The organism is Escherichia sp. KTE172, from assembly GCF_000408845.1.
Classification (GTDB): domain Bacteria; phylum Pseudomonadota; class Gammaproteobacteria; order Enterobacterales; family Enterobacteriaceae; genus Escherichia; species Escherichia coli.
Genome location: NZ_KE137316.1, coordinates 5,068,135 through 5,094,201, shown reverse-complemented (window position 1 = coordinate 5,094,201; position 26,067 = coordinate 5,068,135). Strand labels below are relative to the sequence as shown.

Genomic DNA, 26,067 nt, shown 5'->3' with positions numbered 1-26,067 from the left:
CGGGGCGATTCAATTTGCTAAACCATGTCGATTACGGATAATGAACAGCATTGCTTATCAGAGATATGCCCCCATATGTTGAGGCATATCCTAACGAGAATCTGACAACCGTTATGCCTGAACAATATCGTTATACGCTGCCCGTCAAAGCGGGTGAGCAGCGTCTGCTGGGCGAGTTAACCGGCGCTGCCTGCGCGACGCTGGTAGCGGAAATTGCCGAACGTCACGCCGGTCCGGTGGTACTCATTGCACCAGATATGCAAAATGCTCTGCGTTTGCATGATGAAATCAGCCAGTTTACCGATCAAATGGTGATGAATCTGGCGGACTGGGAAACTCTTCCCTACGACAGTTTTTCGCCTCATCAGGACATTATCTCCTCGCGCCTTTCCACCCTTTACCAGCTACCGACGATGCAGCGTGGCGTACTGATTGTTCCGGTGAATACGCTTATGCAGCGCGTTTGCCCGCACAGTTTTCTCCACGGTCATGCGCTGGTGATGAAAAAAGGTCAGCGCCTGTCACGAGATGCATTACGAACCCAACTGGACAGCGCCGGTTATCGCCATGTTGACCAGGTGATGGAGCACGGCGAATACGCCACGCGCGGCGCGTTGCTGGATCTCTTCCCGATGGGGAGTGAGCTGCCTTATCGTCTTGATTTCTTTGATGATGAAATCGACAGCCTGCGGGTGTTTGACGTCGATAGCCAGCGCACGCTGGAGGAAGTAGAAGAGATCAATCTGCTGCCCGCGCACGAATTTCCGACCGATAAAGCGGCAATTGAACTGTTCCGCAGCCAGTGGCGTGATACCTTCGAAGTGAAGCGCGACCCGGAACATATTTATCAGCAAGTGAGTAAAGGCACATTACCTGCCGGGATCGAGTACTGGCAGCCATTGTTCTTCAGCGAACCACTGCCGCCGCTGTTCAGTTATTTCCCTGCCAATACCTTGCTGGTGAATACTGGCGATCTGGAAAACAGTGCCGAACGTTTCCAGGCTGACACGCTGGCGCGTTTTGAGAATCGCGGCGTCGATCCGATGCGTCCACTGTTGCCACCACAATCGCTCTGGCTGCGGGTAGACGAGCTCTTTTCAGAGCTGAAAAACTGGCCGCGTGTGCAGCTAAAAACTGAACATTTACCGACAAAAGCCGCGAATGCCAATTTAGGTTTCCAGAAACTGCCAGACCTGGCCGTTCAGGCACAACAAAAAGCGCCGCTGGATGCGCTACGTAAGTTCCTCGAGACTTTCGACGGTCCGGTGGTGTTCTCGGTAGAAAGTGAAGGTCGCCGTGAAGCGCTGGGTGAACTGCTCGCACGAATTAAAATTGCTCCGCAACGCATTATGCGTCTTGATGAAGCCAGCGACCGTGGGCGTTATCTGATGATTGGCGCTGCCGAACATGGTTTTGTCGATAAGGTGCGTAACCTGGCGCTGATTTGCGAAAGCGATCTGCTCGGTGAACGTGTTGCCCGCCGTCGTCAGGATTCTCGCCGCACCATCAACCCCGATACACTGATCCGCAACCTCGCGGAGCTGCATATTGGCCAGCCGGTGGTCCATCTGGAGCACGGCGTCGGTCGCTATGCCGGAATGACCACGCTGGAAGCGGGCGGCATTACTGGCGAGTATTTGATGCTCACCTATGCCAACGACGCCAAACTGTATGTTCCGGTGTCGTCACTGCATCTGATTAGCCGTTACGCCGGTGGCGCGGAAGAAAACGCCCCGCTGCATAAACTTGGCGGCGATGCGTGGTCACGCGCGCGGCAGAAAGCGGCGGAAAAAGTGCGTGATGTGGCGGCAGAATTGCTGGATATCTACGCGCAACGCGCCGCCAAAGAGGGCTACGCGTTTAAACACGATCGTGAGCAGTATCAGTTGTTCTGCGACAGCTTCCCGTTTGAAACCACGCCGGATCAGGCACAGGCCATTAATGCGGTACTTAGCGACATGTGTCAGCCGCTGGCAATGGATCGTCTGGTGTGCGGCGATGTTGGCTTTGGTAAAACAGAAGTGGCGATGCGCGCCGCTTTCCTGGCAGTAGATAACCACAAGCAGGTGGCGGTGCTGGTGCCTACCACCCTTCTCGCGCAGCAGCATTACGACAACTTCCGCGACCGTTTCGCCAACTGGCCGGTACGTATCGAAATGATCTCCCGTTTCCGCAGCGCCAAAGAGCAGACGCAAATCCTTGCGGAAGTGGCGGAAGGGAAAATCGATATTCTGATCGGTACGCACAAACTGCTGCAAAGTGACGTCAAGTTTAAAGATTTAGGCCTGCTGATTGTCGATGAAGAACACCGCTTCGGGGTGCGTCATAAAGAGCGCATTAAAGCGATGCGCGCGAACGTGGATATTCTGACGCTTACCGCTACGCCGATCCCACGTACGCTGAATATGGCGATGAGCGGAATGCGCGATCTGTCGATTATTGCCACGCCGCCCGCCCGTCGTCTGGCGGTCAAAACGTTTGTCCGCGAGTATGACAGTCTGGTGGTCAGGGAGGCGATCCTGCGTGAAATTTTGCGCGGGGGGCAGGCTTATTATCTTTACAATGATGTGGAAAACATCCAGAAAGCCGCCGAACGGCTGGCGGAACTGGTGCCAGAAGCGCGGATTGCCATCGGTCACGGGCAGATGCGTGAGCGCGAACTGGAACGGGTGATGAATGATTTCCATCATCAACGTTTCAACGTGCTGGTTTGTACCACCATTATCGAAACCGGGATCGACATCCCGACAGCCAACACCATTATCATTGAACGCGCGGATCACTTCGGTCTGGCGCAGCTGCACCAGTTGCGCGGTCGCGTCGGACGTTCGCATCATCAGGCATATGCATGGCTGCTGACGCCGCATCCAAAAGCGATGACTACCGATGCGCAAAAACGTCTTGAAGCGATTGCCTCGCTGGAAGATCTCGGGGCAGGTTTTGCGCTGGCAACGCACGATCTGGAGATTCGCGGCGCGGGTGAACTGCTTGGCGAAGAACAAAGTGGCTCAATGGAAACTATCGGTTTCTCGCTGTATATGGAGTTGCTGGAAAACGCCGTCGATGCGCTGAAAGCCGGACGCGAGCCGTCGCTGGAAGATCTCACCAGTCAGCAAACTGAAGTCGAGCTGCGGATGCCGTCGCTGTTGCCGGATGATTTCATTCCTGACGTGAATACGCGTTTGTCGTTCTATAAACGTATTGCCAGCGCCAAAACGGAAAACGAACTGGAAGAGATCAAAGTTGAGCTTATCGATCGCTTCGGCCTGCTGCCGGATCCGGCGCGTACCCTGCTGGATATTGCCCGTCTGCGCCAGCAAGCGCAGAAACTGGGGATCAGGAAGCTGGAAGGTAATGAGAAAGGCGGCGTGATCGAATTTGCCGAGAAGAATCACGTTAATCCGGCATGGCTGATTGGTTTGCTGCAAAAACAGCCGCAGCATTACCGCCTTGATGGTCCGACGCGCCTGAAGTTTATTCAGGATTTGAGTGAGCGGAAAACGCGTATCGAATGGGTACGCCAGTTTATGCGTGAACTGGAAGAGAACGCCATCGCTTGATGGTTAGATTGGGGGCGTTTCTGCGCCCCCATCTGCAACATTTACAAATTCTTTGCACTTCCCTGCACTATCCGACACTGTCACCATCCATAATTCAGGCTTATCTGTTTATTACAATAACCTTATATTTATTATGGATTTTTGGTGATGATCAAAACGCGTTTTTCTCGCTGGCTAACGTTTTTTACGTTCGCCGCTGCCGTGGCGCTGGCGCTACCGGCAAAAGCCAACACCTGGCCGCTGCCGCCAGCGGGCAGTCGTCTGGTTGGCGAAAACAAATTTCATGTGGTGGAAAATGACGGTGGTTCTCTGGAAGCCATCGCCAAAAAATATAACGTCGGCTTTCTCGCTCTGTTACAGGCTAACCCCGGCGTTGATCCTTACGTACCGCGCGCGGGCAGCGTGTTAACGATCCCGTTGCAAACCCTACTTCCAGATGCGCCGCGCGAAGGCATTGTGATCAATATTGCGGAGCTGCGTCTCTATTACTACCCGCCGGGTAAAAATTCGGTAACCGTGTATCCAATAGGTATTGGTCAGTTGGGTGGTGACACGCTGACACCGACAATGGTGACCACCGTTTCAGACAAACGAGCAAACCCAACCTGGACGCCAACGGCAAACATCCGCGCCCGTTATAAAGCACAGGGAATTGAGTTGCCTGCGGTAGTGCCGGCTGGACCGGATAATCCAATGGGCCATCATGCGATTCGTCTGGCGGCCTATGGCGGCGTTTATTTGCTTCATGGTACGAACGCCGATTTCGGCATTGGCATGCGGGTAAGTTCTGGCTGTATTCGTCTGCGTGATGACGATATCAAAACACTCTTTAGCCAGGTCACCCCAGGCACCAAAGTGAATATCATCAACACTCCGATAAAAGTCTCTGCCGAACCAAACGGTGCGCGTCTGGTTGAAGTACATCAGCCGCTGTCAGAGAAGATTGATGACGATCCGCAGCTGCTGCCAATTACGCTGAATAGCGCAATGCAATCATTTAAAGATGCAGCACAAACTGACGCTGAAGTGATGCAACATGTGATGGATGTCCGTTCCGGGATGCCGGTGGATGTCCGCCGTCATCAAGTGAGCCCACAAACTCTGTAAATCCTGGATAAAAAAAATCCCCGCGACACGGCATGTCGCGGGGAAAAAATCAGCAGTAGCAGGCATTAATGAGGGTTAATGCTTATTTATAAATTACTGCTGTTCCATGGAGGGTATTTGGACCGGTTACAGAAGTAATACGGAATGATTTTGCGCCCATCTCATCCGCTTTTTGCGCCAGCTGCTCTTCCAGCGATCCCAGATTTGTCCCCGCGTTAGCACTGATAGTACCGACTTTTTGTTGGCCTTCTGGCGTTGACTGAACTTCGACAGCAGCAAAGCTGGCAAATGACATGGAGCTTAAAATCGCCGCAGCGATGAGGGTTTTTACGTTTTTCATAATAGTGGCCTTATGCAGATGAATGACGTCGCAAGCAATTACTTAACGATCGATAACTAAATGATAGATGTGATCTGGATCACATACAAGATATTTTTTATAACAATCATTAATTAATTTAAAAATCTTTAAATTTCAGTTAAATAGAAAGCAATTATTTTTATGGGATCTGGACTGGTGAACGGAGGTGATTATTTTTATAATAACCTTTCATTCACAGTCACCAGGTACAACGGCATCATGGCAACTGACTCAACACAATGTGTAAAAAAAAGCCGTGGCCGCCCAAAAGTGTTCGACAGGGATGCAGCGCTTGATAAGGCCATGAAATTGTTCTGGCAACACGGTTATGAAGCGACTTCTCTTGCGGACCTCGTCGAAGCGACCGGAGCCAAAGCGCCCACGCTATACGCGGAATTTACCAACAAAGAGGGGTTATTTCGCGCCGTTCTCGACCGCTATATCGATCGTTTTGCCGCTAAGCATGAAGCACAGCTGTTTTGTGAAGAGAAAAGCGTGGAGTCTGCGCTGGCTGACTATTTTGCTGCCATCGCCAACTGCTTTACCAGCAAAGACACCCCGGCAGGCTGCTTCATGATCAACAACTGCACCACCCTCTCCCCAGATTCCGGAGATATCGGCAATACGCTGAAATCACGCCATGCGATGCAAGAGCGCACTTTGCAGCAGTTTTTATGTCAACGACAAGCGCGCGGTGAAATCCCGACCCACTGTGACGTGACGCATCTGGCTGAATTCCTTAATTGTATTATTCAGGGGATGTCGATCAGCGCACGCGAAGGTGCATCGCTGGAAAAACTGATGCAGATTGTCCGAACGACTTTGCGTTTATGGCCCGAACTGGTGAAATAAGGCGCAAAAAAAGCCCCTCAGCCTGAGCGAATGAGGGGCTAAATTGCAGAGTACAGCCTTGTTATACTTTGTTATTCAAAATCAGTTGCCCGTTGCTATCTAGCGGGATCTGCGTACCCGGATCGCGGTCCATGCGGATTTTGCCCTGCTGATCGCCAATCTTATAGGTCACATCATAACCGAGCATTTTTTCTGACTTGTCATACACCGTTTTACAACGCTGTTGCGTAGTCGTGTAAGTATCGCTTTCCTGGAGAGAGCCCTGGATCTGGTTACCGGCATAGCCACCTCCCAGCGCCCCCACAACAGTGGCGACATCTTTACCGCGACCACCGCCAAACTGATGCCCTATCACGCCGCCAGCAACAGCGCCGAGCACCGACCCGGTAATGCGATTTTCATCCTGCACCGGTCGACGATGGGTCACTGTGACGTTGCGACACTCCTGACGCGGTGTTTTAACCGTTTCCTTGATTGGGGTTGCAGAAACAACCTGAGCGTATTGCGGGCCCCGTTCAAACACGTTCAGACTGGCCACTGCCGCTACGCCCAGCGCAGCTGCGACACCAATCCCGATACCCGCCAACATTGATTTATTCACGGGAACACCTCCTTCTTTGCAGTTATGCCAATCATGCAATCGAAGGAGAAAAGCAGCTATCAGACAGAAGATGAAAAGCGCGGGAATGGCTGGAAATACTTAAGGATTCGGAGGAGTCTGAAGGAATGCCTGATGCGACGCTTAACGCGTCTTATCAGGCCTACCGCTCGTACCATTTGTCCAGGGCGGATAAGGCGTTTACGCCGCATCCGCCAGTACAAGCCGATTAATGCAACTTCAAACGTGGACGGATAACGCGGTTAATACTCCCCACCAGCATCATTAATCCGGTTTTAAAGTAACCATGCAGCGCAATCTGATGCATTCGGTATAGCGAGATGTATACAAAGCGCGCAATTCGTCCTTCAATCATCATTGAGCCGCGCGTCAGGTTACCCATCAGGCTACCGACGGTGGAGAAGTTCGACAGCGATACCAGAGAACCGTGATCTTTATACTGATAATTTTTCAGCGGCTTACCATTCATCTGCGCCAGAATGTTGTTCATTGCGCAAGTTGCCATCTGGTGTGCAGCCTGAGCGCGCGGCGGAACAAAGCCCCCTTCCGGACGCGGGCATGACGCGCAATCGCCAATAGCGTAAATGTCTGGATCGCGAGTGGTTTGCAGCGTCGGTTCCACCACCAGCTGGTTGATACGGTTGGTTTCAAGACCACCGATATCTTTCAGGAAGTCTGGCGCTTTGATCCCGGCTGCCCACACCATCAGATCAGCCTCAATATATTCGCCATCTTTAGTATGCAGGCCGCCTTCATCAGCACTGGTGACCATGGTTTGCGTCAGCACGCGAACGCCAAGTTTCGTTAACTCATTATGGGCCGCAGCAGAGATACGTGGCGGTAATGCAGGCAAAATACGTTCGCCCGCTTCTACCAGCGTTACGTTCAGGGCTTCGTTGGTCAGACCTTTATAGCCGTAGCTGTGCAGTTGCTTGACCGCGTTGTGCAATTCAGCGGAGAGTTCTACACCCGTCGCGCCGCCACCGACAATCGCAATGTTCACTTTGCCATTCGCGCCCAGGTTGGCGGAGTATTTCAGGAACAGATTCAGCATCTCCTGGTGGAAGCGACGCGCCTGGTGCGGGTTATCGAGGAAAATGCAGTTCTCTTTGACACCTGGCGTATTGAAATCGTTAGAGGTGCTACCCAGCGCCATTACCAGGGTGTCATAGGCGATTTTACGTTCCGGAACCAGCAGTTCACCTTTCTCATCGCGCAGTTCTGCAATAGTGATTGTTTTCGCTTCACGATCAATATCAATGACGGAACCCAGCTGGAACTGGAAACCATGATTGCGCGCATGGGCCAGATAGCTCAACGCATCGACGCCTTCATCAAGCGAGCCAGTCGCCACTTCGTGCAGCAGCGGTTTCCACAGGTGGCTGTGGTTACGATCGACCAGCGTAATTTTGGCTTTTTTCTTGCGTCCCAGCTTATGCCCCAGCTGTGTTGCCATTTCCAGCCCACCAGCACCGCCGCCGACAATCACAATTTTTTTCAATGGCGTAGTCAACGTGACCCCCTTAAATTTATTAACCAATTGTTAATTAATAGTTATTAATATAGCTCTTAATTAACAACAGGTTACAGCAATGAAAATGTTCTTCGCTATTGAGAATAACATGAATGGTGCATTGGTCATACCAAAATTGATGTTAATCAAGTTTTGTTGCTGAAAAGATAGGCGACTTTACCGGGTGAGATCAAAAAACAGAGTTTGTTGTTTATTATTTGAGCGAATTTGTGAGAGTGATATAGAGTGAGGTGTGTATGGATGGCGTTCGGTAGGCCTGATAAAAGGCGCATCAGGCATTGATGCTCGACTGTCGGATGCGGCGTGAACGCCTTATCCGACCCACAGAATCCGGAGCGCATCAGGTACCGGCAAGGTTACCTGATGCGACGAGGGCATTTACCCGAGGGTTTTGAACGCTTTAATGCGCTGCAAATGCGGGGAGATATTCTTGAATTTGTGCGTCTGCTCTTCGTCCCAGACAATCTCGTAATAATGATGCAACTCTTCAGATGTCCGTTGGCTGTTAAGCGCTTCATCATTACGCGACAAAATCACCAGGCAACGATCGCGATTCTTTTCGCGGAAGTTGGTCACACACTTAGTGGCAATATCGGCATACTCTTCCGGGCGATCAATCTTGCCTTCCATGTTCTCATAAGGGAACAAATTAGGGTTGAAGATCACCTGGCGGATATCGCAAAGAAAACCAATCCGTTCCGCCCAGTATCCGCCCAGACCAACGCCGCAAATTAGCGGACGCTCGTCAACGTTCAGTTGCAACATTTTGTCCACTTCTTTGAGCAGATGCTGCATATCATGTTTCGGATGCCGCGTACTGTAGCTTATCAAGCGTACATCCGGGTCAATAAACTGCAATTGTAAGACTTTCTCGTGGTTACCCGGACTGTTAGAGTCAAAACCGTGTAAATAGATAATCATCGCTTCCTCACATAAGCCAGGGTTAGTGACCTGCTTTCTCTTCCTGCCAGCGTTCATGTAACTGATTCAGACGGGCGCTGATCGCTTTCCAGCGAGCCGAGTCCATCAGTTCCTGTCGCGAAAATGAACCTTTATGATACAAACGTGTAACACGTTCTGCCTTGATCGGTGACAGATTATCTAACACGCTGACGGCCCCTTTACGATTATTGCAGACCAGGATCATATCGCAACCCGCGTCCAGTGATGCCTGCCCGCGTTCGGCATAACTGCCCATAATCGCGGCTCCTTCCATCGATAAATCGTCAGAGAAAATCACGCCATCAAAACCCAGTTCCTGACGCAAAACGGTTTTCAGCCAATAGGGAGAACCGCTCGCCGGACGCGGGTCGACATCACTGTAGATCACATGCGCAGGCATAATGGCGTCGAGTTTATTTTCGCGGATTAAGGAACTGAAGACCGACATATCTTTAGCGCGAATCTCCGCTTGCGGACGTGGGTCACACGGTGTTTCTTTGTGTGAGTCTGCCGTTACTGCACCGTGTCCTGGGAAGTGTTTCCCGGTAGTTTTCATTCCGGCTTCATGCATACCATCAATAAACCGGCTGGCAATTGCCAGGGCTTTTTCGGGATCGGCATGATAAGAACGCTCGCCAATCGCCGCGCTGATATGCCCGACGTCCAGCACTGGCGCAAAGCTGATATCAATATCCATAGCAATCATTTCGCTGGCCATCAACCAACCTGCCTCTTGCGCCAGTTTTCCGCCTTCTTCCATTCCCAACAGCGCAGCAAATGATTGTGCCGCTGGCAAGCGGGTAAAACCTTCACGAAAACGCTGCACGCGTCCACCTTCCTGATCAACCGCCACCACCAGATGATTGCGCGAAGCTGCGCGGATCTGGCGCACCAGTTCACGTAACTGGGCAGGATCATGATAGTTACGCGTAAAGAGAATCAGCCCTCCCACCAGCGGATGCGCCAGTATTTCACGCTCTTCCGCGTCCAGTTCGTAACCTTCGACATCCAACATTACTGGACCCACACTGCTCTCCTTATTGTTTTATTAATAGCTGCCGCCAGGTGTCATCGGCCAGCCTGATAAATTGTTGATCGCCGGTTTGTCGCCAGCGGTACTCAAACCACCCTGCTTTGAGCATCAGCAGCCAGGGAAACCATCGCCTGACCTGACGCCATAATTGCGCCGGATAAATCTTCGCGCGAGTGGCATAGTCATTGACCAATTGCCGGTGCTGGTCAGTATTTTCCACCCACACCGCCGCCAGTTCCAGCGCGATATCACCATCTCCGGCATACTCCCAGTCGATGAGTTTTAACCCTGACGCGCTATGCACTAAATTTCCGGCGTGGACATCCATATGCAATGGACTTAAGCGTAAAGGCCGTGGTTCCCGCGCTTTGCGCAGACGTTTTAACCTTCGCAGCCAACCCACTGTCCGCCGCGCCGGATCGCTTTGCTGCCAGTACAGTTCCAGTAACGGCAACAGCGTTATTCGCCAGCCAAAACGCGGTTGTTGATGTAGATAATACAGCAAGCCTGCCAGTTCGTTGGTATCCGGCAAATACGTTTTTACCTCGCCGGGCAGATAGTCGACCACCATCCAGTCACGGAGATATAAATGCGGCTTCGGTGCAATGCATGCGGGTAGTTGTGATAAAGCCCGATACTGGCGCAAGAACGCGAACCGCGGCGCATCAGGATCGTGCGGCTGACGCACAACAAAACGCTGGCCCTGATGTTCAATGAGAAAACTCCCGCCACTAAGCCCACTATTAAACGTCGTGACGGGATGAAATTGCGGGAAAAAGCGCGACAGCAATTCGTCGCGCGTGATGGGATTATTGCTGCGAAACGGCACCTTTACCTGACCAGATAATTTCACCCGTCTGCACCAGCATCAGCTGCATTTGTAGGGTCGGAGCGTTAACGTTGCCAGAGGCGCTGGAGTACAGCACGTAATGAGCGCCGACATTGCGGGCAATACCTATGGCTTTACTACGGGTGCCTAAACTGTCCTGCGGCGACAAACCTAACTGTTGCTTTGCCATCGACAGCTGCTGGGCGGAAACCAGGGTAAATTTACCGTTATTAGCCAGCGCATTTCGCAGCGTTTCGGTCGCTTCTGCGGCATTCAGCGAACCGTTAGTACGGTTGTTAACGCTATCAACCAGAAGGACGCTACCCGCAGTCACCCCGTCAGCCCCAAGCATCTTACTGACCATCGGCTGCATTGCGCCATTCCAGTCATAATGGCGAATATGCGGCGCAGGCGGTGCAGTTTGATCTTCGTGCTCAATTGGGCCTGGCTGCTGCGGGATTGTCGGCACCGAGGGCACTGTGGGGACAGGCTGTTGCGGCTCGGCTGGTTGTTCCGGCGCTGGTTTCACTTCTTCTACCGGTGCAGGTTCACGTTGCCCCACACACCCGGCGAGAAACATCGCCAGCGCGGTAATCAAGGCGTAGCGACTCATTTTTGTCATCAAGATTCACCCCTTACAAATATAGATAAAGTCTGACTTTGTGCGCCCCCAGAAAATTGGCGCTGCCGTACAGCGTTACCGCCGAATGTGCGGGAATGGTAACGCTGCGTGGCCTTTCCAGAGGATGCATCTCCAGCCCTCTGGCGTCATACCAGTAAAAACGATAATGAACGGTAACGGGTTCTTGCCTTTCGTTATAAAGCGTTGAGGATGCTGAAGGTTGAATATCAGACGTCGAAAGGACGGGCTTTTCTGCACTGATGCCCGCAGCCAATAAAGATGACTCCATCACCAGCGATTGCTCATCATTCACCGGAATTTCCGGATGTGAACGACAGCCCACCAGCAGTAACAACGCCAGAGACACCAGCCCATAGCATCCTTTTCTCATCGTTACAGACCTTTATGCGCCAGCATTGGTCCCAGCGGACGGCCACCCAACAAGTGCATATGGATGTGGTAAACCTCTTGTCCGCCGTGGCGGTTGGTGTTCATGATCAGACGATAGCCATCTTCGGCAATACCTTCTTGCTCAGCAATTTTTGCCGCTACGGTGATCATGCGTCCCAGCGCCTGCTCATGCTCAGCAGACACGTCGTTCACAGTTGGAATGAGGATATTTGGAATGATCAGAATATGCGTTGGCGCTTGCGGCGAAATATCGCGAAACGCCGTTACCAGATCATCCTGGTAAACGATATCGGAGGGGATCTCACGACGAATAATTTTGCTGAATATAGTTTCTTCTGCCACGACATTTTCCTTTTTCAAATAGCCATGCGTTGCGCCATGCTACGCCGCGCCACACTGCGAGTATAGAGTATGGTCGAGTTAAACCTGCTCTTTCAACCTTAACTCACGATTTCTTAAGCAAAAAATCGTTTTGCTGCCGTATATATCGCCATTATTCCCATTTCTGCCTGCGAATGCGCTGAAAAGACATTCTCTGTTTGGTTTACACGTCAAATATGAATACTTATATTTCTCATTTGCATTTACATGCAAAATTATTCGCACACTAAATATAACCGCTCATCACCCTGCTCCGGCATGAGCCTGACGACAACATAAACCAAGAGATTTCAGATGCTTTCAACACAATTTAACAGGGATAATCAACATCAAACCACCTCCAAACCGTCACTGCTTGCCGCCTGCATAGCACTGGCACTCTTACCTTCCGCCGCTTTTGCTGCACCAGCCACTGAAGAAACGGTTATTGTTGAGGGTTCAGCCACAGCTCCAGATGATGGCGAAAATGATTACAGCGTAACGTCTACCTCTGCGGGTACCAAAATGCAGATGACTCAACGTGATATTCCTCAGTCGGTCACTATTGTTAGCCAGCAGCGGATGGAAGATCAGCAGTTACAAACGCTGGGCGAAGTGATGGAAAACACGCTGGGGATCAGCAAAAGTCAGGCGGATTCCGATCGTGCTCTTTATTATTCCCGCGGATTCCAGATTGATAACTATATGGTTGATGGTATCCCCACCTATTTTGAATCGCGCTGGAATCTGGGCGACGCACTTTCTGATATGGCACTGTTTGAACGCGTAGAAGTAGTGCGTGGCGCGACAGGACTCATGACCGGGACGGGTAATCCATCTGCGGCAATTAATATGGTTCGAAAACACGCGACCAGTCGTGAATTTAAAGGCGATGTCTCGGCGGAATACGGTAGCTGGAACAAAGAACGGTATGTGGCGGATTTACAAAGTCCACTCACCGAAGATGGTAAAATCCGCGCGCGAATTGTCGGCGGCTACCAGAATAACGACTCATGGCTGGACCGCTACAACAGTGAAAAGACCTTCTTCTCCGGCATTGTTGATGCTGATTTAGGCGATCTTACGACGCTTTCAGCCGGTTACGAATATCAGCGCATTGATGTTAATAGCCCAACGTGGGGCGGTTTACCGCGCTGGAATACTGATGGCAGCAGCAACAGTTACGATCGCGCACGCAGTACCGCACCTGACTGGGCGTACAACGATAAAGAGATCAACAAGGTCTTTATGACCCTGAAGCAGCGGTTTGCTGATACCTGGCAAGCGACACTGAATGCCACCCACTCCGAAGTCGAATTTGACAGCAAAATGATGTATGTCGATGCCTATGTAAACAAAGCGGATGGTATGCTGGTTGGGCCATACAGTAATTATGGACCTGGCTTTGATTATGTCGGCGGTACCGGTTGGAACAGCGGCAAACGTAAAGTTGATGCGCTGGATTTGTTTGCTGACGGTAGTTATGAATTGTTTGGTCGTCAGCACAATCTAATGTTTGGTGGCAGTTACAGCAAACAAAACAATCGTTACTTCAGTTCATGGGCCAACATCTTCCCGGATGAAATTGGCAGTTTCTACAACTTTAATGGCAATTTCCCACAAACCGACTGGTCACCACAGAGCCTGGCGCAGGACGATACCACACATATGAAATCGTTATATGCTGCCACTCGTGTCACCCTTGCCGATCCGCTGCATCTGATCCTCGGCGCACGTTATACCAACTGGCGGGTTGATACGCTGACTTACAGCATGGAGAAAAACCACACCACGCCTTACGCTGGTCTGGTGTTTGACATCAATGACAACTGGTCGACCTACGCCAGCTATACCTCTATTTTCCAGCCGCAAAATGATCGTGACAGTTCAGGCAAATATCTGGCTCCAATCACCGGTAACAACTACGAGCTGGGTCTGAAATCGGACTGGATGAATAGCCGTCTGACCACCACGTTAGCCATCTTCCGTATTGAGCAGGATAATGTCGCTCAGTCCACCGGTACACCTATCCCCGGCAGCAACGGCGAAACCGCCTATAAAGCGGTGGATGGGACAGTCAGTAAAGGTGTGGAATTTGAACTCAACGGCGCAATTACCGACAACTGGCAGCTGACGTTTGGCGCAACGCGCTATATTGCAGAGGATAACGAAGGAAACGCCGTTAATCCTAATCTGCCACGCACCACGGTTAAAATGTTCACCAGCTACCGGTTGCCTGTCATGCCAGAGTTGACGGTCGGCGGTGGTGTTAACTGGCAAAATCGCGTGTATACCGACACCGTGACACCGTATGGCACCTTCCGCGCCGAGCAAGGTAGCTACGCGCTGGTGGATCTCTTCACCCGCTACCAGGTGACGAAAAACTTCTCGTTACAGGGGAACGTCAATAACCTGTTCGACAAAACCTACGATACCAACGTGGAAGGTTCTATCGTCTACGGCGCACCGCGTAATTTCAGCATTACCGGCACGTATCAATTCTGAATAACACCTGTAAAAAAGGCAGCCATCCGGCTGCCTTAGTCTCCCCAACGTCTTACGGATTAGTGGTTACGGATGTACTCATCCATCTCGGTTTTCAGGTTATCGGATTTAGTACCGAAAATCGCCTGAACACCAGAACCAGCAACCACTACGCCCGCTGCGCCCAGTTTCTTCAGGCCAGCCTGATCCACTTTAGACACATCAGCAACGCTGACGCGCAGACGGGTAATACATGCGTCGAGGTTAGTAATGTTTTCTTTACCACCAAATGCAGCAACCAGAGCCGGTGCCATTTCGCTGGTACCTGTCGCTTTTGCATCTTCAGTCGCATCTTCACGACCCGGCGTTTTCAGATCCAGTGCTTTAATCAGCACGCGGAAGATGGTGTAGTAAACAATCGCATAACCGATACCGACGATCGGGAACAGCCACAGTTTGCTGCTGTTACCAGACAGAACGATGAAGTCGATCAGACCGTGCGAGAACGACGTACCGTCACGCATCCCCAAAAGAATACAGATTGGGAATGCCAGGCCTGCCAGAATCGCGTGGATGATGTACAGGATCGGCGCAACGAACATGAAGGAGAACTCGATCGGCTCGGTGATACCGGTCAGGAACGAGGTCAGCGCCGCGGAGATCATAATACCGCCCACTTTCGCGCGGTTTTCTGGTTTAGCAGAGTGCCAGATAGCAATTGCGGCAGCTGGCAGACCGTACATTTTGAACAGGAAGCCACCAGACAGTTTACCCGCAGTCGGGTCACCCGCCATATAACGCGGAATGTCGCCGTGGAAAACCTGACCTGCTGCGTTGGTGTATTCACCAATTTGCATCTGGAAAGGTACGTTCCAGATGTGGTGCAGACCAAACGGTACCAGGCAACGTTCGATGAAACCGTAAATGCCAAACGCAACTACCGGGTTCTGGTAAGCAGCCCATTGAGAGAAGGTCTGGATTGCAGAACCAATCGGCGGCCAAATGAAGGACAGCACAACGCCAGTAAAGATGGCAGCCAGGCCAGAAATGATCGGCACAAAGCGTTTACCGGCAAAGAAGCCAAGATACTCAGGCAGCTTAATACGGTAGAAACGGTTAAACATATACGCTGCAATCGCACCGGAGATAATCCCTCCGAGTACGCCAGTATCCGCCAGGTGTTTAGAGGCGATTTCTTCAGCAGGTAAATGCAGTACCAGTGGCGCAACCACGGCCATGGTTTTAACCATGATGCCATAGGCAACAACTGCGGCCAGCGCGGATACGCCATCGTTATTGGTAAAGCCGAGGGCGACACCGATCGCAAAAATCAGTGGCATGTTTGCAAAGACGGAACCGCCTGCTTCTGCCATAACATGCGATACAACGGCGGGCAGCCAGCTGAAATTCGCGGAACCGACGCCCAGCAGAATACCTGCGATAGGCAGTACGGATACCGGCAGCATCAGCGATTTACCGACCTTTTGCAGGTTAGCAAATGCATTCTTAAACATAATTGAGAGTGCTCCTGAGTATGGGTGCTTTTTTTACGTTCTCACGCGTGGCAAGGGGGGAGAGCCTCGCCGTGTACAGGGCATCTAAGCGCCCTTTATTTATTACACAGAGTAAAATAATTCAGTGCCAATTTGTTTGACGGCTATCACGTTTCAACTTCAGATCATTGGAGAAGTTGCACATTTTGACAAACATATGTCACAATATTTCAAACGTGGTTATTCACCGCCCAATTTTCGGCGGTGAACTTTACTCGTTTTAGCCATTAATTACGAGCTTTAAAAAAACTCATTCAACGGATGGATTGAAGGCGGGAAGCGTCGATGTGAAACAGACGGGCGAAGTTATCGGTGGTTACCTGCGCCAGTTCTTCAACGGCAACACCTTTCAACACAGCCATGTATTCTGCAACGTCACGAACCATCGCAGGTTGATTCTCTTTTCCTCGATGCGGAACCGGTGCAAGGTAAGGTGAGTCAGTTTCTACCAGTAACCGATCCAGGGGGACATAACGCGCAGCATCGCGCAGTTGCTCCGCATTACGGAAGGTCACAATGCCGGAAAAGGAGATGTAAAATCCGAGATCCAGTAATTTACCCGCCGTTTCTCTGTCCTCTGTAAAACAGTGTAGTACGCCACCGCAATCCGTCACTTTTTCTTCGCGCAGAATTGCCAGCGTATCGGCGCGGGCGTCACGGGTATGGACGATAACCGGCTTGTTCAGTTCACGACCAATCTGGATATGATGGATGAAGGACTCTTGCTGCCGTACTTTAGTTTCCGGCGTGTAATAATAATCCAGCCCGGTTTCACCCAGCGCAACAACGCCCTCTTCTGCCGCCAGACGGCGTAAATCTTCTACATCGTAGGGATCATTCTGGTTGAGTGGATGCACGCCACAAGAAAATACGACGTTGTCACGTTCGCCTACCAGATCCCGCATGTGTAAATAACCCGGTAATGTTGTGGCGACTGCCAGACAAAATTTCACATCGCGTGCGGCGGCTTTCGCCAGAACGTCATCCACATCCTTATGCAAAGATTCATAATCCAGACCATCGAGATGGCAGTGTGAGTCGACTAAAAACATGATGTCTCTCTTAAAGATGAGGAACCGGTAGCACAACGCCCGGTTGCAGGTAATGCTCAATACGCAGTAAAAGATCGGTGATGAGAAGCTCGCGGTTAATACCTGTGACAGACATTAACTGTTCACGAATGTGGCAAACATCCCCCAGTATAGCCTGCAGGCGCGAGGGAGAAAGATGGTTTGCCAGTTCGACGACCAGGCCCGGCACATCAACATTGGTCACCTGCGCAGCGCCATGATGGCGTTTTAGCGCATCCATCAGCAACGTTGCCAGCCAGTGTAAACGCGCCGGAGCTTGTTCATGATTAAGGGCCGCTAGCAGCGAATACCAGTCGCCCGATTGCACGCTATATGCCAGCGCCTGACACAATGTTTCACGAGCCTGCCAGTTATCTCCCTGAAACAACGCCAGTGCCGCCCCAGGCGAACCGGCGCTTAAGCGCAATGCGGCAAGTAGTGCATCCTGTGACATTGTCACTTCGCGTGAAAGCCAGGTCACGGCGTACTGTTCCGGCGGCGGCGCAAGGTAATGTAACCGACAACGACTACGTAATGTTGCCAGTAAACGTTCAGGCTCGCGGGTAGCCAGGAAAAACCAGGTTTCTGCTGGTGGCTCTTCAAGCGTTTTCAGCAATGCGTTAGCCGCGGCGTCGGTCAGTAAGGCAGCATCGGTTACCCAGACAACTTTCGCACCACCTAAGCGTGCGTGCTCATTTAACTTTTCGGTGACTTCACGTACCGCATCAATGCCCAGCGCATTTTTCCCTTTTTCGGGAGCCAGGGTGTAATAATCGGGATGCGTGCCAGCCTGCATCAACTGACATCCACGACAGTGACCGCAACTTTTGTGGCCCTGCGGTTGTTGGCAGAGTAAATAACGGCTCAGGGCGTAGATTAAAGCATCATCGCCCATGCCCGGTAACGCCTGAATGAGTAGCGCATGGTGACCTCTTCCGGCCTGATAGCTGGCTACCAGTTTTTCGAAATCAGGTCGTAACCATGGATACCATCTCATGCGTCCAACTCCTTCACCCAGTTGGTCACGGTAGTGCGGATTGCATCCATCACGGCCTCCAGCGGCTGGGTGGCATCAATGGTATGAATGCTTTTATCTTGTGCTGCCAGTTCCAGATAGCGGGCGCGGGTGCGATTAAAGAAATCGAAAGACTCTTGCTCAATACGATCCAGCTCGCCGCGCGCACGCGCGCGTTTTAAGCCAACCTCCGGGGTAACATCGAGATAGAGCGTTAAGTCGGGGCGAAAATCCCCGAGAACAGCATCACGCAGTGTTGCCAGCATATGTTGGTCAATACCACGTCCTCCACCCTGATAGGCTTGAGTGGAGAGATCGTGGCGATCGCCAATCACCCAGGTGCCGTTAGCCAGCGCAGGTTTGATGACCGTTTCTACCAGTTGAACGCGCGCGGCATAAAACATCAGAACTTCGGCTTTATCGGTAATGACTTCATCGCCTACCGATTTGATATCCAGCACCAGGCTTCTTAACTTTTCGGCAAGTTGCGTACCGCCAGGTTCCCGAGTGAAAACCATGTCGCGGATACCCAGTTGCTCGAGCGTCTCAACCACCACGTTACGCGCGGTAGTTTTGCCTGCGCCTTCCAGCCCCTCAATGACGATATACTTACTGCGCATTTTTTTCCTTAAGCACTTTCAGATAATCCTGCACAGACTTGTTATGACTGGCAAGATTGGTATTAAACGTGTGACCACCTTTACCATCGGCCACAAAATAGAGATACGGCGTTTTTGCCGGATGCGCAGCAGCCTTCAGCGAATCCGCCCCCGGCGTCGCTATCGCACCTGGCGGCAGACCGGTAATGGTATAGGTGTTATACGCTGTCGGCGTTTCCAGGTCTGCACGAGAAAGTTTGCCATTATAACGCTCTCCCATCCCGTAAATCACGGTCGGGTCGGTCTGCAGGCGCATACCAATGCGTAAACGGTTGATAAATACTGAGGCAACCTGATCGCGTTCACTGGCAACGGCGGTTTCTTTTTCGATAATTGATGCCATCGTCACCAACTGGTTTTTATCTTTATAAGGCAGACCGTCCGCACGCCCTTCCCAGGCGCTATCGACCGCTTTCACCATTTTCTTGTGCGCTCGCTTGAGTAACGCGACATCGGTGGTATTGGCGGTATACATCCAGGTGTCTGGCCAGAACCAACCTTCAATCCACTCCGGGTTTTCCAGTTCAAGTGCCTGCGCTACGGTGGCGTACTTATCGTCGCTCAGCGTGTGCTTGATATACGGAGCCTCACGCAATTGCTTGAGGTAGTCGCTCAGACGCATCCCTTCTACCAGTCGCAGCGGGAACTGTGCTTCTTTACCGCTTTCCAACAATTTCAGCATCTCGCGCACGGTCATCTGCGGTGTAAAGCGGTAAGTCCCGGCTTTAAAGTGAGAAAGATCCGGTTCGATACGCAGCAACCATTGAAAAACCCGTGGGCGATTGATGATCTTATCGGCATAAAGCTGTTCACCGAGCGCCAGACGTCCGGTCCCTGGCTTCAGAGTAAATATCGTCTCTTCTTTGATAAGCAATTTGCTGTCGGCAAGATGGCGAACCTTCCAGACGCCCACACCAGCGGCGATACCCAGTACCACCAGCAATAACAAGATTATCAATAACACTTTTTTCATGACTAATTCGGGCGCTCACAAAGTGGGGCTAAATATTCATATAACGTTGCTGACGAAAAGGAGACATCGCCACAGGCACGTACGGGCATCACTGGCATTAACGCATTACAAATAACCATCTCATCTGCCTGCAACGCCTCTTCCAGAGAGGCTTGCACTTCGACAAGCTGATAAGAGGATTGTGCCAGCAAACGGATACAGAATTGTCGCATAATGCCGTTAACACCTGCCTGATCCAGTCGCGGCGTATAAACTACGTTGCCCTTCCGCCAGAACAAATTAGCCGCACAGCATTCCGTAACCCACCCTTCGCTGTCAAGGACCAGCGCCTCATCAGCGTTTGTCTGCTCAAGATGAGAGCGGATCAATACTTGCTCAAGCCGATTAAGATGTTTAATACCTGCAAGATGAGGATTGCGCCCCAGCCGCACCGGGCTTAGCGCCAACGTCATCCCTTCGTTACGCAAACGGTCGTAATGTGCAGGATAAGCCGTAACGGAGAGAATCCGCGTTGCCGGTCCACTGTTCAATGTGCTGTACCCTCGCCCGCCACTACCGCGACTGATCACGACTTTCAGTACACCATTTTGCTGTTCTGCTGCCAGCGTTTTCATCTCTTGTTCAAGCTGAGGCCAGAAGTCACAGGAAATCATCAACCGCTGACAAGCATCCTGTAGTCGCTGGATATGCGCCGATAACAAACTGACTTTACCGTCGATAACTCTGGCGGTGGTAAAACAACCATCACCAAACTGCGTTGCCCGATCGCTTACTGCCAGCGATTCCTGCTTATGACCGTTAATTAAGAACATACCGGCTCCTTATCAGAGAATTGTTAGTGTGGCAGCATGTTCACTACGGAACAAGTCGGAATAAAAACTAAATAAATATCCTCCGGCATAGCCGGAGGTTTTTCAAATGCGCCTATAAGGCTCTCTTACCAGCCGCGCCCTAACAGGCGCACACGATCTGACATTTGCATCCAACTTCGTTACTTACGGCCCGTAAACGGGCTGCCCGGATAGGGAATCGATAACTGCTCTCCCATTTTATCCTCTTCAAGCTGGTGCTTTATGTAATCCTGTATCTTCGCCGTGTTCTTACCCACTGTATCGACGTAGTACCCTCTGCACCAGAACTCCCTGTTCCTGTATTTGAATTTCAAATCACCAAACTGCTCGTAAAGCATCAGACTGCTTTTCCCTTTCAGATATCCCATAAACCCGGATACGCTCATTTTAGGCGGGATCTCCACAAGCATATGGATATGATCTGCACAGCATTCAGCTTCCAGAATCCGTACGCTTTTCCACTCACACAGCTTTCTCAAAATACTGCCTATTGCTCTACGCTTCTCTCTGTAGAACACCTGTCTTCGGTATTTTGGCGCAAAAACTATGTGATATTTACAGTTCCATCGGGTGTGCGCTAAGCTCTTTTCGTTCCCCATTGGGACCCCCTTTTGATTTCTTGTTTGACACTTGCAGTTGCCAGACCGCAAGGTGTTTTAACAAATCAAAAGGGGTTTTAATAACTGGCTCAAAGCTGAAAGCTTTCCGGAACCCCCAGCCTAGCTGGGGGTTTTCTGTGCACAAGAAAAAAGGCCCGCAAGCGGACCTTTTATAAGGGTGGAAAATGACAATTTAGATCTTTTTAAAGATCAAAGAACCATTAGTGCCACCGAAGCCGAAGGAGTTACACAGAGTGTATTCCATTCCGCTAACCTGACGCGCTTCGTGCGGTACGAAATCCAGATCGCAACCTTCATCCGGGTTATCCAGGTTGATGGTTGGCGGAACAGCCTGATCGCGCAGCGCCAGGATGGAGTAGATAGATTCTACTGCACCCGCCGCACCTAACAGGTGACCGGTCATAGATTTCGTGGAGCTTACCAACACACGGCTTGCAGCTTCACCGAAGATGGTTTTCACCGCCTGCGCTTCAGCTTTATCGCCAGCCGGCGTAGAAGTACCGTGCGCGTTAACGTAGCCAATCTGACTCGCTTCAATGCCTGCATCACGCAAAGCATTTGCCATTGCCAGAGCTGCGCCTGCGCCATTTTCTGGCGGTGACGTCATATGATAAGCATCGCTGCTCATACCAAAGCCGACGAGTTCAGCGTAAATTTTCGCACCGCGTTTTTTCGCGTGTTCGTACTCTTCAAGTACCAGCATACCGGCACCATCGCCCAGTACGAAACCATCACGCTCTTTATCCCACGGGCGGCTCGCCGCTTGCGGGTTATCATTGCGGGTAGATAATGCACGTGCCGCGCCAAAACCACCAACGCCCAGCGGCGTACTGGCTTTCTCTGCGCCACCTGCAACCATCACGTCAGCATCGCCATACGCGATAATACGCGCAGCATGGCCAATGTTGTGCACGCCGGAAGTACAGGCGGTCGCGATAGAGATGCTCGGGCCACGCAGGCCATACATGATAGTCAGATGACCTGCCACCATGTTCACAATCGTTGACGGAACGAAGAATGGGCTGATCTTACGTGGACCACCGTTCATCAGAGATGTGTGGTTTTCTTCGATCAGTCCGAGGCCGCCAATCCCGGAGCCAATTGCGGCACCAATGCGGGTTGCGTTCTCTTCCGTTATTTCAAGGCCAGAATCCTGCATGGCCTGAACGCCAGCGACAATTCCATATTGAATGAAGGCATCCATCTTGCGCTGTTCTTTGCGCGAGATAATGTCCTCACAGTTAAAATCCTTTACTAAGCCAGCAAATTTCGTTGCATAGGCGCTAGTATCGAAATGGTCGATTAGGCTGATGCCACTCTGACCGGCAAGCAGAGCTTTCCAGGTAGACTCTACGGTATTGCCGACAGGAGACAACATGCCCAGTCCGGTCACAACTACACGACGCTTAGACACGTTTGTCCTCCAGGGAGGGAAAAAATGATTCTAGTGGGACAAAAAGATAAAACTCAGGCGGTCGAACGACCGCCTGGAGATGTTCACTTACGCCTGGTGGCCGTTGATGTAATCAATGGCAGCCTGAACGGTGGTGATTTTCTCAGCTTCTTCGTCCGGAATCTCAGTATCAAACTCTTCTTCCAGAGCCATTACCAGCTCAACGGTGTCAAGAGAATCCGCGCCCAGGTCTTCAACGAAAGAAGCATTGTTGGTAACTTCTTCCTGCTTAACGCCCAGCTGTTCGCCGATAATTTTCTTAACGCGTTCTTCGATAGTGCTCATACTCTTAAATTTCCTATCAAAACTCGCTTTCGCGATGGTTTTCGTAGTGTATAAAATGTTGAAAAATTTGCAACTAAATCCCGGCAGGTCTTACCACGATTTTACGTTATTTTGAGGCCTTACCCCCCAATAACGCAAATCATTTTGCACTAATTATTACTCATAACCACGCAGACTGCGCGCAACATGAGCATTTTGTGCAAATCGCGGTCAGACCATGTACATCCCGCCGTTCACATGCAAAGTTTCACCCGTGATGTAAGCTGCTTCGTCGGATGCCAGGAATGCAACCGCGTTGGCGATTTCCTGTGCGCCGCCGAGGCGACCCGCAGGAACCTGCGCCAGGATACCCGCACGCTGGTCATCGCTCAGCGCACGTGTCATGTCCGTTTCAATAAAGCCCGGAGCAACAACGTTTACAGTAATACCGCGTGACGCAACTTCGCGCGCCAGTGATTTACTGAAGCCGATCAAGCCCGCTTTCGCCGCAGCGTAGTTGGCCTGACCGCCATTTCCCATGGTACCAACCACAGAACCGATAGTGATAATACGACCATGACGCTTTTTCATCATAGCGCGCATTACCGCTTTTGACAGACGGAAAACAGATGAAAGGTTGGTTTCGATAATATCGTTCCACTCTTCATCTTTCATTCGCATTAACAGGTTATCACGAGTGATACCGGCATTATTGACCAGGATATCCACTTCACCAAATTCTGCGCGAATTTTTTCCAGAACAGATTCGATAGATGCCGGGTCGGTCACATTCAACATCAGACCTTTGCCGTTGGCACCTAAATAATCACTGATCGCCTGAGCGCCATTTTCACTGGTCGCAGTGCCGATAACTTTCGCGCCACGGGCTGCGAGCGTTTCAGCAATTGCGCGGCCAATTCCGCGGCTTGCACCGGTTACCAGTGCGATTTTTCCTTCAAAATTCATGATTTTCCTCTTTTAAAGCTCGAGCGCCGCTGCCATCGCTGAAGGTTCGTTCAGCGCCGAGGCGGTCAGGGTGTCGACAATGCGTTTCGTCAGGCCAGTAAGCACTTTGCCCGGGCCGACTTCATAGAGATGTTCTACGCCTTGCGCTGCCATGTATTCAACAGACTTCGTCCACTGAACCGGGTTATACAACTGACGTACCAGTGCGTCACGGATGGCATCACCATTGGTTTCGCATTTCACATCAACGTTATTCACAACAGGAACTGTTGGTGCGTTAAAGGTGATTTTCGCTAATTCTACTGCCAGTTTGTCGGCTGCTGGTTTCATCAGCGCACAGTGAGACGGTACGCTCACTGGTAACGGCAGAGCGCGTTTTGCGCCCGCAGCTTTACAGGCAGCGCCAGCACGCTCAACTGCTTCTTTATGACCGGCAATAACCACCTGTCCCGGAGAGTTAAAGTTTACCGGAGAAACGACCTGACCTTCTGCAGCTTCTTCACACGCTTTCGCAATAGACGCATCATCCAGACCGATGATTGCCGCCATAGCGCCCGTTCCTTCCGGTACGGCTTCTTGCATAAACTTACCGCGCATCTCAACCAGACGCACCGCATCAGCGAAATCAATCACACCAGCGCAAACCAGCGCGGAGTATTCCCCCAGGCTGTGACCAGCCATCATTGCCGGTGCTTTACCGCCCTGCTGCTGCCATACGCGATACAGCGCAACAGATGCAGTCAACAGCGCTGGCTGGGTTTGCCAGGTTTTATTCAGTTCTTCAGCTGGCCCCTGCTGGGTCAGCGCCCACAGGTCGTAGCCCAGCGCCGCAGAAGCTTCAGCAAACGTTTCTTCGACAATTGGATAGCTCGCCGCCATATCAGCCAGCATTCCAACGGTTTGAGAACCCTGTCCAGGGAACACAAATGCAAATTGCGTCATGTTTTAATCCTTATCCTAGAAACGAACCAGCGCGGAGCCCCAGGTGAATCCACCGCCAAAGGCTTCAAGCAGAACCAACTGCCCCGGCTTAATGCGCCCGTCGCGTACAGCTTCATCCAGAGCGCACGGGACAGAGGCCGCAGAGGTATTACCGTGGCGATCCAGCGTCACCACGACATTGTCCATCGACATGCCGAGTTTTTTCGCCGTTGCACTGATAATACGCAGGTTAGCCTGATGCGGAACCAGCCAGTCCAGTTGAGAACGGTCAAGATTATTCGCCGTCAGCGTCTCATCAACGATGTGCGCCAGTTCTGTTACCGCAACCTTGAAGACTTCGTTGCCCGCCATCGTCAGATGAATTGAATTCTCTGGATTCACACGGTCAGCATTAGGCAGCGTCAGCAACTCACCATAGCTACCGTCGGCATGCAGATGGGTGGAGATGATTCCCGGCTCTTCAGAGGCAGCCAGCACCGCAGCGCCCGCGCCATCGCCAAAAATAATAATAGTCCCACGATCTGTTGGATCGCAGGTGCGCGCCAGTACATCGGAACCGACGACCAGAGCATACTTCACCGCCCCAGATTTCACGTATTGATCGGCTACGCTTAATGCATAGGTGAAACCTGCGCAGGCTGCTGCAACGTCAAATGCCGGGCAACCTTTAATGCCCAGCATGCTTTGAATCTGACAAGCTGCGCTCGGGAAAGCGTGCGTAGCAGAAGTCGTTGCCACAACGATCAGGCCAATCTGGTCTTTCTCAATGCCCGCCATCTCAATTGCGCGTGTCGCCGCTTCAAAGCCCATGGTTGAAACGGTTTCGTTTGGCGCGGCAATGTGGCGTTCGCGGATACCGGTACGAGTGACAATCCACTCGTCAGAGGTGTCCACCATTTTTTCCAAATCGGCGTTTGTCCGCACTTGTTCGGGCAGATAGCTGCCAGTACCAATAATCTTCGTATACATGTACGCTCAGTCACTTTT

Annotated in this window: 25 protein-coding genes; 4 read left to right on the top strand and 21 right to left on the bottom strand. The window is 51.5% G+C overall.

Translation table 11 applies throughout. From position 1 onward, the window contains the following. The first annotated feature begins 113 nt into the window (after positions 1 to 113). Entirely contained in the window at positions 114 to 3,560 is a 3,447-nt protein-coding gene (mfd, locus tag G434_RS00365; protein WP_001376821.1) for a transcription-repair coupling factor, read from the top strand. 144 nt (positions 3,561 to 3,704) lie between these two features. Further along, the gene (gene ldtC / locus G434_RS00370; RefSeq protein WP_001300895.1) at positions 3,705 to 4,667 is read left to right on the top strand and encodes a L,D-transpeptidase LdtC; all 963 of its coding nucleotides are present in this window, start codon (positions 3,705 to 3,707) and stop codon (positions 4,665 to 4,667) included. Positions 4,668 to 4,749: 82 nt separating this feature from the next. Here the strand turns inward: ldtC and bhsA are convergent, their stop codons facing one another. Beyond that, positions 4,750 to 5,007, bottom strand: coding sequence for a multiple stress resistance protein BhsA (gene bhsA / locus G434_RS00375; protein WP_000800153.1), 258 nt, complete (start codon positions 5,005 to 5,007; stop codon positions 4,750 to 4,752). A gap of 240 nt (positions 5,008 to 5,247) precedes the next feature. Here bhsA and comR point away from each other — a divergent pair, with 240 nt between their 5' ends. Beyond that, the gene (gene comR, locus G434_RS00380; protein ID WP_000179806.1) at positions 5,248 to 5,880 is read left to right on the top strand and encodes a TetR family copper-responsive transcriptional repressor ComR; all 633 of its coding nucleotides are present in this window, start codon (positions 5,248 to 5,250) and stop codon (positions 5,878 to 5,880) included. A 61-nt stretch (positions 5,881 to 5,941) separates the two neighbouring features. Here the strand turns inward: comR and G434_RS00385 are convergent, their stop codons facing one another. The 8 genes from G434_RS00385 to hinT all read right to left on the bottom strand — a co-directional run bounded on the left by G434_RS00385 (position 5,942) and on the right by hinT (position 12,212). Next, positions 5,942 to 6,481: a glycine zipper 2TM domain-containing protein gene (locus G434_RS00385; RefSeq protein ID WP_001043459.1), complete on the bottom strand. Its 540-nt coding sequence runs from the start codon at positions 6,479 to 6,481 to the stop codon at positions 5,942 to 5,944. Between the two features lie 226 nt (positions 6,482 to 6,707). Further along, the gene (ndh, locus tag G434_RS00390) at positions 6,708 to 8,012 is read right to left on the bottom strand and encodes an NADH-quinone dehydrogenase (protein ID WP_000211045.1); all 1,305 of its coding nucleotides are present in this window, start codon (positions 8,010 to 8,012) and stop codon (positions 6,708 to 6,710) included. Between the two features lie 399 nt (positions 8,013 to 8,411). Then, positions 8,412 to 8,954 carry an alpha/beta hydrolase YcfP gene (gene ycfP, locus G434_RS00395; protein WP_000587933.1) on the bottom strand — a complete coding sequence of 181 codons (543 nt, stop codon included), beginning with the start codon at positions 8,952 to 8,954 and terminating at the stop codon, positions 8,412 to 8,414. A 22-nt stretch (positions 8,955 to 8,976) separates the two neighbouring features. Continuing rightward, a complete protein-coding gene (nagZ, locus tag G434_RS00400; RefSeq protein ID WP_000529284.1) occupies positions 8,977 to 10,002 on the bottom strand; it encodes a beta-N-acetylhexosaminidase in 1,026 nt (341 codons plus the stop codon). Positions 10,003 to 10,012: 10 nt separating this feature from the next. After that, positions 10,013 to 10,837 carry a thiamine kinase gene (gene thiK, locus G434_RS00405; RefSeq protein ID WP_001116587.1) on the bottom strand — a complete coding sequence of 275 codons (825 nt, stop codon included), beginning with the start codon at positions 10,835 to 10,837 and terminating at the stop codon, positions 10,013 to 10,015. Beyond that, positions 10,818 to 11,459 carry a penicillin-binding protein activator LpoB gene (lpoB, locus tag G434_RS00410; protein WP_000164439.1) on the bottom strand — a complete coding sequence of 214 codons (642 nt, stop codon included), beginning with the start codon at positions 11,457 to 11,459 and terminating at the stop codon, positions 10,818 to 10,820. Before lpoB ends, thiK begins: the two co-directional genes overlap by 20 nt. Positions 11,460 to 11,472: 13 nt before the next feature. Next, the gene (locus G434_RS00415; protein ID WP_001225305.1) at positions 11,473 to 11,850 is read right to left on the bottom strand and encodes a YcfL family putative periplasmic lipoprotein; all 378 of its coding nucleotides are present in this window, start codon (positions 11,848 to 11,850) and stop codon (positions 11,473 to 11,475) included. A 2-nt stretch (positions 11,851 to 11,852) separates the two neighbouring features. Next, complete coding sequence (gene hinT / locus G434_RS00420) at positions 11,853 to 12,212, bottom strand: purine nucleoside phosphoramidase (RefSeq protein WP_000807125.1); 360 nt, start codon at positions 12,210 to 12,212, stop codon at positions 11,853 to 11,855. A gap of 333 nt (positions 12,213 to 12,545) precedes the next feature. Here hinT and fhuE point away from each other — a divergent pair, with 333 nt between their 5' ends. Next, positions 12,546 to 14,735 carry a ferric-rhodotorulic acid/ferric-coprogen receptor FhuE gene (gene fhuE / locus G434_RS00425; protein ID WP_000953420.1) on the top strand — a complete coding sequence of 730 codons (2,190 nt, stop codon included), beginning with the start codon at positions 12,546 to 12,548 and terminating at the stop codon, positions 14,733 to 14,735. Between the two features lie 59 nt (positions 14,736 to 14,794). Here the strand turns inward: fhuE and ptsG are convergent, their stop codons facing one another. From ptsG to fabH, 12 genes are all read right to left on the bottom strand, one after another. Next, a complete protein-coding gene (ptsG, locus tag G434_RS00430; RefSeq protein WP_000475719.1) occupies positions 14,795 to 16,228 on the bottom strand; it encodes a PTS glucose transporter subunit IIBC in 1,434 nt (477 codons plus the stop codon). Between the two features lie 293 nt (positions 16,229 to 16,521). Next, positions 16,522 to 17,319 carry a metal-dependent hydrolase gene (locus G434_RS00435; protein WP_000480245.1) on the bottom strand — a complete coding sequence of 266 codons (798 nt, stop codon included), beginning with the start codon at positions 17,317 to 17,319 and terminating at the stop codon, positions 16,522 to 16,524. Between the two features lie 10 nt (positions 17,320 to 17,329). Beyond that, on the bottom strand, positions 17,330 to 18,334 hold the full coding sequence (gene holB / locus G434_RS00440; RefSeq protein WP_001267922.1) for a DNA polymerase III subunit delta': 1,005 nt from the start codon (positions 18,332 to 18,334) through the stop codon (positions 17,330 to 17,332). After that, positions 18,331 to 18,972: a dTMP kinase gene (tmk, locus tag G434_RS00445; protein ID WP_001257002.1), complete on the bottom strand. Its 642-nt coding sequence runs from the start codon at positions 18,970 to 18,972 to the stop codon at positions 18,331 to 18,333. The genes holB and tmk overlap by 4 nt, the downstream gene beginning before the upstream one ends. After that, positions 18,962 to 19,984 (bottom strand): cell division protein YceG, encoded by a 1,023-nt coding sequence (gene yceG / locus G434_RS00450; protein ID WP_000756838.1) that lies wholly within the window; start codon positions 19,982 to 19,984, stop codon positions 18,962 to 18,964. The genes tmk and yceG overlap by 11 nt, the downstream gene beginning before the upstream one ends. Positions 19,985 to 19,986: 2 nt before the next feature. Further along, positions 19,987 to 20,796 (bottom strand): aminodeoxychorismate lyase, encoded by an 810-nt coding sequence (pabC, locus tag G434_RS00455; protein WP_000478684.1) that lies wholly within the window; start codon positions 20,794 to 20,796, stop codon positions 19,987 to 19,989. Positions 20,797 to 20,975: 179 nt separating this feature from the next. After that, complete coding sequence (gene tnpA, locus G434_RS00460) at positions 20,976 to 21,434, bottom strand: IS200/IS605-like element IS200C family transposase (RefSeq protein ID WP_000526135.1); 459 nt, start codon at positions 21,432 to 21,434, stop codon at positions 20,976 to 20,978. Between the two features lie 193 nt (positions 21,435 to 21,627). Further along, on the bottom strand, positions 21,628 to 22,869 hold the full coding sequence (fabF, locus tag G434_RS00465) for a beta-ketoacyl-ACP synthase II (RefSeq protein WP_000044679.1): 1,242 nt from the start codon (positions 22,867 to 22,869) through the stop codon (positions 21,628 to 21,630). Positions 22,870 to 22,956: 87 nt separating this feature from the next. Beyond that, positions 22,957 to 23,193 carry an acyl carrier protein gene (acpP, locus tag G434_RS00470; protein ID WP_000103754.1) on the bottom strand — a complete coding sequence of 79 codons (237 nt, stop codon included), beginning with the start codon at positions 23,191 to 23,193 and terminating at the stop codon, positions 22,957 to 22,959. Positions 23,194 to 23,403: 210 nt separating this feature from the next. Then, entirely contained in the window at positions 23,404 to 24,138 is a 735-nt protein-coding gene (gene fabG / locus G434_RS00475) for a 3-oxoacyl-ACP reductase FabG (protein WP_001008535.1), read from the bottom strand. Between the two features lie 12 nt (positions 24,139 to 24,150). Then, positions 24,151 to 25,080 carry an ACP S-malonyltransferase gene (fabD, locus tag G434_RS00480; RefSeq protein ID WP_000191372.1) on the bottom strand — a complete coding sequence of 310 codons (930 nt, stop codon included), beginning with the start codon at positions 25,078 to 25,080 and terminating at the stop codon, positions 24,151 to 24,153. A 15-nt stretch (positions 25,081 to 25,095) separates the two neighbouring features. Continuing rightward, positions 25,096 to 26,049 (bottom strand): beta-ketoacyl-ACP synthase III, encoded by a 954-nt coding sequence (gene fabH / locus G434_RS00485; RefSeq protein WP_000288138.1) that lies wholly within the window; start codon positions 26,047 to 26,049, stop codon positions 25,096 to 25,098. Between the last annotated feature and the right edge of the window lie 18 nt (positions 26,050 to 26,067).

What these genes read in the sequence shown, in the direction of transcription:
- mfd (WP_001376821.1), top strand. Translation starts at nt 114, where the DNA reads ATGCCTGAACAATATCGTTATACGCTGCCCGTCAAAGCGGGTGAGCAG.
- bhsA (WP_000800153.1), bottom strand. Translation starts at nt 5,007, where the DNA reads ATGAAAAACGTAAAAACCCTCATCGCTGCGGCGATTTTAAGCTCCATG.
- comR (WP_000179806.1), top strand. Translation starts at nt 5,248, where the DNA reads ATGGCAACTGACTCAACACAATGTGTAAAAAAAAGCCGTGGCCGCCCA.
- ycfP (WP_000587933.1), bottom strand. Translation starts at nt 8,954, where the DNA reads ATGATTATCTATTTACACGGTTTTGACTCTAACAGTCCGGGTAACCAC.
- lpoB (WP_000164439.1), bottom strand. Translation starts at nt 11,459, where the DNA reads ATGACAAAAATGAGTCGCTACGCCTTGATTACCGCGCTGGCGATGTTT.
- G434_RS00415 (WP_001225305.1), bottom strand. Translation starts at nt 11,850, where the DNA reads ATGAGAAAAGGATGCTATGGGCTGGTGTCTCTGGCGTTGTTACTGCTG.
- fhuE (WP_000953420.1), top strand. Translation starts at nt 12,546, where the DNA reads ATGCTTTCAACACAATTTAACAGGGATAATCAACATCAAACCACCTCC.
- ptsG (WP_000475719.1), bottom strand. Translation starts at nt 16,228, where the DNA reads ATGTTTAAGAATGCATTTGCTAACCTGCAAAAGGTCGGTAAATCGCTG.
- G434_RS00435 (WP_000480245.1), bottom strand. Translation starts at nt 17,319, where the DNA reads ATGTTTTTAGTCGACTCACACTGCCATCTCGATGGTCTGGATTATGAA.
- holB (WP_001267922.1), bottom strand. Translation starts at nt 18,334, where the DNA reads ATGAGATGGTATCCATGGTTACGACCTGATTTCGAAAAACTGGTAGCC.
- tmk (WP_001257002.1), bottom strand. Translation starts at nt 18,972, where the DNA reads ATGCGCAGTAAGTATATCGTCATTGAGGGGCTGGAAGGCGCAGGCAAA.
- yceG (WP_000756838.1), bottom strand. Translation starts at nt 19,984, where the DNA reads ATGAAAAAAGTGTTATTGATAATCTTGTTATTGCTGGTGGTACTGGGT.
- pabC (WP_000478684.1), bottom strand. Translation starts at nt 20,796, where the DNA reads ATGTTCTTAATTAACGGTCATAAGCAGGAATCGCTGGCAGTAAGCGAT.
- tnpA (WP_000526135.1), bottom strand. Translation starts at nt 21,434, where the DNA reads ATGGGGAACGAAAAGAGCTTAGCGCACACCCGATGGAACTGTAAATAT.
- acpP (WP_000103754.1), bottom strand. Translation starts at nt 23,193, where the DNA reads ATGAGCACTATCGAAGAACGCGTTAAGAAAATTATCGGCGAACAGCTG.
- fabG (WP_001008535.1), bottom strand. Translation starts at nt 24,138, where the DNA reads ATGAATTTTGAAGGAAAAATCGCACTGGTAACCGGTGCAAGCCGCGGA.
- fabD (WP_000191372.1), bottom strand. Translation starts at nt 25,080, where the DNA reads ATGACGCAATTTGCATTTGTGTTCCCTGGACAGGGTTCTCAAACCGTT.
- fabH (WP_000288138.1), bottom strand. Translation starts at nt 26,049, where the DNA reads ATGTATACGAAGATTATTGGTACTGGCAGCTATCTGCCCGAACAAGTG.